The organism is Oleiphilus sp. HI0079, from assembly GCF_001635105.1.
Window position 1 is genome coordinate 1 of the sequence record NZ_LWFT01000522.1, and the last position, 5,696, is coordinate 5,696.

Annotated in this window: 5 protein-coding genes; 1 reads left to right on the top strand and 4 read right to left on the bottom strand. The window is 46.4% G+C overall.

Going from position 1 to position 5,696, the window contains the following annotated elements:
• Positions 1–261: hypothetical protein (locus A3750_RS07475; protein WP_156498473.1), on the bottom strand; the 261-nt coding region annotated here is incomplete at its 3' end.
• Positions 262–649: 388 nt separating this feature from the next.
• On the opposite strand from A3750_RS07475, the gene A3750_RS07480 reads away from it, so the two are divergent.
• Complete coding sequence (locus tag A3750_RS07480; protein ID WP_068491173.1) at positions 650–1,417, top strand: ABC transporter substrate-binding protein; 768 nt, start codon at positions 650–652, stop codon at positions 1,415–1,417.
• A 105-nt stretch (positions 1,418–1,522) separates the two neighbouring features.
• Here A3750_RS07480 and A3750_RS07485 read toward each other — a convergent pair whose 3' ends face one another.
• From A3750_RS07485 to lpxL, 3 genes are all read right to left on the bottom strand, one after another.
• Entirely contained in the window at positions 1,523–3,436 is a 1,914-nt protein-coding gene (locus A3750_RS07485; protein ID WP_068455182.1) for a monovalent cation:proton antiporter-2 (CPA2) family protein, read from the bottom strand.
• Complete coding sequence (locus tag A3750_RS07490; protein WP_082873225.1) at positions 3,433–4,044, bottom strand: NAD(P)H-dependent oxidoreductase; 612 nt, start codon at positions 4,042–4,044, stop codon at positions 3,433–3,435. Before A3750_RS07490 ends, A3750_RS07485 begins: the two co-directional genes overlap by 4 nt.
• A gap of 486 nt (positions 4,045–4,530) precedes the next feature.
• Positions 4,531–5,511, bottom strand: a complete 981-nt coding sequence (lpxL, locus tag A3750_RS07495; RefSeq protein ID WP_255374873.1) for an LpxL/LpxP family Kdo(2)-lipid IV(A) lauroyl/palmitoleoyl acyltransferase — start codon at positions 5,509–5,511, stop codon at positions 4,531–4,533.
• Positions 5,512–5,696 lie beyond the last annotated feature (185 nt).

The window sequence follows — 5,696 nt, forward strand, 5'->3', positions numbered from 1 at the left end:
ATTCCCGTTCTGGTATGTCAAAGCGTCGGCCATCGTCGTTTGCGCCGCGCCACTGCAATCACCTGCGGCAAATGTTTCGGTTGTTTTAGTTACCGATCCGTTGTCGAACGCATATGTCACTTTGCTGCCGGCCCCATCGCATCGTGCGTAGGTTTGACCGCTGAGAATATCTATATCAACGGAATTTGCGGGGTCATCGCTACTGCAACCTGCCACTAAAATAGAACTAAGACATAGTGCCGATAGTGTAAACACCTTCATACTAAGCTACCTAGTGTGCTCTCAATGTAAACTTGCTTCTGTTAACGTTGCCATAACCTAGTATTTTGACTGTCTATTCGCAACGCCCCCCTACAACAGTCTATACGGCATAACGGTAAGGTTAGCCTCAAAAAAGCAACAACGTTGCCCTTTAGAACCCCTCGTCACATACGAGAACATAGGGAATAGATACTTACGTTTTAAGTGAGCATTCGGTTTCAGTAATGCTTACCCGAGATATAACTAGCCGGATGTTTGTATAGTGGTCACGACTCACCTAAGATGACTTCAAAGCGCACACGCCTTCAAAAGAGGACTCATCATGCTAATACATGTCGCTGCCTTACCGCATATTAGCAGAGCACTCTTACTCTTGAGCCTTTGTTTATTGAGCATACAAACTGCCTCCAAAGAACTGCACTTTGTCACCGTTGAGCATGCTCCGCATAGCTTTGAAAAAGATGAAAAAATCGTCGGCAGCGTTACCCAGCTGTTACGTGAGATATTTGAAACAATGGGCCATCAGCTCAAGATTTCGTCGGTCCCGGCAAAAAGGGCGCTTTTAATGGTAGAAAGCGGACATGTCGATGGCATATACCCTTATACGTATAATGAAGCGAGAAGTAACGCTGCGTATTTTTCGAATCCTATTTCAGTGATTGATACGGTGTTTTTCAAAAGAAAATCATCAGATATATCTTGGGAGACGCTCTTCGATCTTCACCCTTACCATATCGGGTCAAATGCAGGATACCACTACCCATCGACATTCATTACTGCTGAGCGTGAAAGACTTTTAACCATAACCCCGCTGTTTTCACAAAATCCAACACTCGACAACTTAAAAAAACTAAAAAGCGAGCGCATTGACCTATTTATATGCAACAGGCTGGTATGCCAGTTTTATCTTGATCAGTATGCTCCGATGTTTCAAAGCATTGACTATATTCCAAAAGAAGTGGGGGCTAACAAGACCTTCCACGTCGGCTTTACTCGCAAGAGGGCCGGTGCCTCAGAGCTGCGTGACCAATTTAATGTTGCTTTAGATGATGCCATTACGTCAGGCCTGCTCGAAGAGGCCTATATGCAATACGGAGTCAAAGAAGAAGTAAACCGACTGGGTTCACAAGGGGCAAAAGACCGAGTCATTCAATAACGAATAACCTGACGTTCAATCGGCTCGTTCTTGGTTGCAGTCAACATTCAACATTTAACATAGGCACCTTATCGATCACCCTCAAAAAAGAGCCTTTAATCTATCTCAGTGTGTGTCCTTAAAATCGTCTAGGTAATTCTTTGGGGGTGGAGCCCAGGACGTATGGCTTGAGTCGTGTCTATCCTCTCGACCGAGTTTCATCGACTCTTTAAGTAATTCTTCTAGCTTTATAAATAGCAAACGATAGTGCTGAATCATGGTGCTATCGCCTTGAGTTTTTTGCCACATGTCGTAGAGCTGCGGGTCGTGTTTTTGCTCAGTGTCGACGTAATTTTCTTTTAGCTGCTCAACATGAAACGGGTGAAAACCTAGCTCGGTCATGGCCTTCCCTCCAAGCTCGAGTGCGGAATAAAAGCTCTCAAAAATCACGTGATCTGCGCCATTGAAACGCAACGCGTATGCGTCTCTTCGATCATAGGCCCGAGCGAGAATTTTCACATGCGGGTAGGTCTGTTTTACGTGTTTCACGAGCTCTATGGCACGCTCTGACTCGTCGATCGCGACAATGAACAAAGTGGCGCTTTCTATTCCTGCCGTATGCAAAAGATCCGGATGCATTGCATCACCATAGTAGCTTTTGATGCCAATGTTTCTAACCAGGTCTATTTGGTCAACGCTGCGGTCTAACACTACGGTTGGAATACCGTTGGATGTGAGTAAACGATTCACAACTTGTCCAAAGCGCCCGATGCCCGCAATGAGCACTGGTGCGATTTCGTCAATGGTATCCTCTGTTTGAGAAGCATTGGTTGAGGCTTCAAAACGCGGCACGATGAGCTTATCGAACAGAATGAATAACAGAGGTGTGAAGAACATTGATAAAGCAACAACGAGCGCAAGCAACTTAGAAATACTGTCAGGCAGCACTGCGTTCTGAACACTAAAACTAAGCAATACAAAGCCAAACTCACCGGCCTGCGCAAGGCTGAGTGAAAACAACCAACGATCACTATTGCGTATCTTAAAGATACGAGCAAGCACATAAAGAATGGCCATTTTTGACAGCATCAAGCCTAGTGTGAGCGCAATAACGACAACCCACTGATTCGCAAATAACCCGAAGTCGATACCAGCGCCTACCGTGATAAAAAATAAACCGAGCAATAAGCCCTTGAAAGGTTCAACGGTGCTTTCTAGCTCATGTCTAAACTCGCTGTTGGCGAGCACAACGCCCGCCAAAAAAGTGCCTAGCGCTGGAGATAACCCCACCAAACTCATGATGGCAGCAATACCGATCACCAATAACAGAGCACAAGCGGTGAATATTTCACGTAAACCCGATGCGGCAACGAACCTAAACACTGGACGGCTCGCAAAGTGACCACCAATGACCACTATCGCAATCGCGGCGAGAACGACCAAGGCATATTGCCAGCCAGGTAGACCCTCAACCAGGCTGTAACTATGGTGAGTTTGGTGCGCGGAGCCCATATCTCCAGAAAGCGCACTGAGCGCTAACAAAGGGATAAGCGCAAGCATGGGAATCACGGCGATGTCTTGGAATAAGAGGACGGAGAATGCACTTTTCCCACCCTCTGTTCCGCTCAAGCCTTTCTCATTAAAGGTTTGCAGAACGATCGCGGTCGAAGACAAACTAAAGATCAAACCAATGGCTAAGGCGTAAGTCCATTGATCAACAAACAAAGAGGCAATGCCTGCGATAAGGGCAACGCTCAGCCCCACTTGAAGCCCTCCCAAACCCAAAAGTTTGTTGCGCATTTGCCACAGCATTTTCGGCTCAAGTTCGAGACCAACAAGAAACAACATCATCACCACGCCAAACTCGGCGAAATGTTGGATCGTCTGCGTCTCTTGACCAACCAAGCCGGTGATGGGGCCAATCACCACTCCAGCAATCAAATACCCAAGTACAGAACCCAACCCCAAGCGCTTAGCAATAGGCACCGCAATAACGGCCGCAATCAAATAGATACTGGCCTGAATAAAATACTCCGTCATCGCTGAGCCTCACTTTCTTGGAAATAGTCGTTGCTTAGGGCGTAATGACCCAGCGATGTATGATCTAGTTTCCCCTTTTGTATCGCCTGAATCAAGGTTTTGGCCTGTTTGATATGGCCGTCGATTCGCAGCTCTTCGTGCGCTGTTCTCGATCCAAACAAGACGAACGGCGGCAGGTAATGCATCTGACATAGATGCGCCATTTGTTCGAATGGACGGAGCAATTCGCGCAATGGGTACTGATTCAAGCCTTCAGTTTGATACGCATCTTGTTGCGCTCCTGCGCTCGTCATAATAAGTACGCTTTTGTTCTTCAACTGATCGCCGGCCTTGCCGTATGCGAAACCATACTCAAGCACAAGGTCTTGCCACTCTTTGATCATTGCCGGCGACGAATACCAATACATTGGAAACTGAAAAACGATGATGTCATGAGCGAGCAGTCGCTGCTGCTCTTTCTCTACATCGATGCGAAAACGCGGATATTCAGCATATAGGTCAACGGTCGTGACGCGCTCTATACTTGAAAGGGCAGAGAACAGAGGCATGTTTACCTCCGAGTCACTTTGCGCAGGATGTGCAAAAAGTACGAGTACTTTCTTCGTCATAGCCATGTCTCTTAGATACTATCTTTTTCTAGCCCAGCGACGCTCAGCACGGCATGCTTCGCAGTTAAACAGACACGCTGTGCGTTGTATTCGTTTTGAGGCACTTACGATAATTGAATAATCGCAAAGTAGTGAAAGCCTTGTTCTGATTCATACACATCGTAGTAGGTGCCGATGTAAAAGTCTTTTCACAGTTAGGGTATGTCGCGCAAGATGTTGAGCGCAAATAAGATAACGACGCGAGCATCTCGGAGTAAGAAGAGAGGGAGCAATAGTTGAGTGAGGCACCGACGATGCGAGATCAAGCTATGAAAGGTGATTAAAGTGCTGCAAAAAACGAAACCGGCTAGGCTTGACGCATGAATAACGCACCTCCTTTTCGACAACAACTCACCTCCTTTTGACAACTAAGCCTCGTTTGTCCTGAGCGCTGCCGTTCGAAGCTAGCCGCTGAAACTCACTACGTAACAAATTATGCCCGATCGCTTATTTTAGATCGCGATACAGTGAGTCGTCCTCAGGATTGGGTCTGGTTTTAAAGCGCTTGTGCATCCAAAGATATTGCTCAGGAGCGAGCATGATCATGTCCTCTACCTTGCTATTCAGCTTTGTCATATCCTGCCTGTCATCTCCTGACGGAAAGCCGTCGATACCTGGCGTAATCTTGATGGTATAGCCATTCGGCGATGAAATAGACTGGATAAACACAGCTTCGCAATCACTGTTACGCATAAACATAATTGGGCCAGTCGTAGTCGCCGTTTCTGCAACATCAAAAAAGGGCACAAATATACTTCTATTGAGGCCGTAATCCTGATCGGGGAGATATAAAGTCAACTCGCCATCATCAAGGGCCTGAAACATCCCTTTTACATCTCGCTTGTTGATCATGTATTTATTAGAGCGCGCTCTGCCGTGATATTGCAGATATTCCATCAGATCATTATTGTGTTTTCGATAAAAAGCCACGCAGGGTTGCTTGAACCCAAGAGCCCGACATGCAAATTCTAAGCTCAGACAATGAATCGCAATACCGAAAATGCCCTTCCCTCTTTTGCGAATGGCCGCTATATGTTCGAATCCTTCAAACGTCACCAAGCGTTTAACACGCCAATCAGGCCACCACCATCCCATAACGGTTTCCAACACCGCCATCCCCGAGGCAGCGATGTTGTCGCTCAACAGTTGTTCCCGTTGTTTTTCACTTAAATGAGGAAAGCAAAGTTCTAAATTTCGACGAGCAATTGCGATGCGTTTTTTACCTAGCAGCGCCATGATTTTACCCAAGCCAGCGCCAACAAATCGCACGACTCGATATGGAAGACAGGTCAACAAGAATAAAAAGATAAAGCCTAACCACACAAGCCAAAACCTAGGGCCCAGAAATCGCAATTCAAATTTAGGAGCATCTATTTTTTGCACTGTCACACCCACTATCACACCATAGTTACTTGGAAAAAAACGCATCTGAACTATGGGCAAAATAATACTTCAGGTTATGAAATCATCTCAACGGGGTGTGTAATTGCGACACATGGATGTAGTCAGGCAAGAGGGAGGGCATGGACATCGAGCGCGCTTTTCATGCTCAATATAACCCTTTTATATAGGGGCCGGTTCGATATAGGGACTGGATCTAGAGGGGTGCTAGG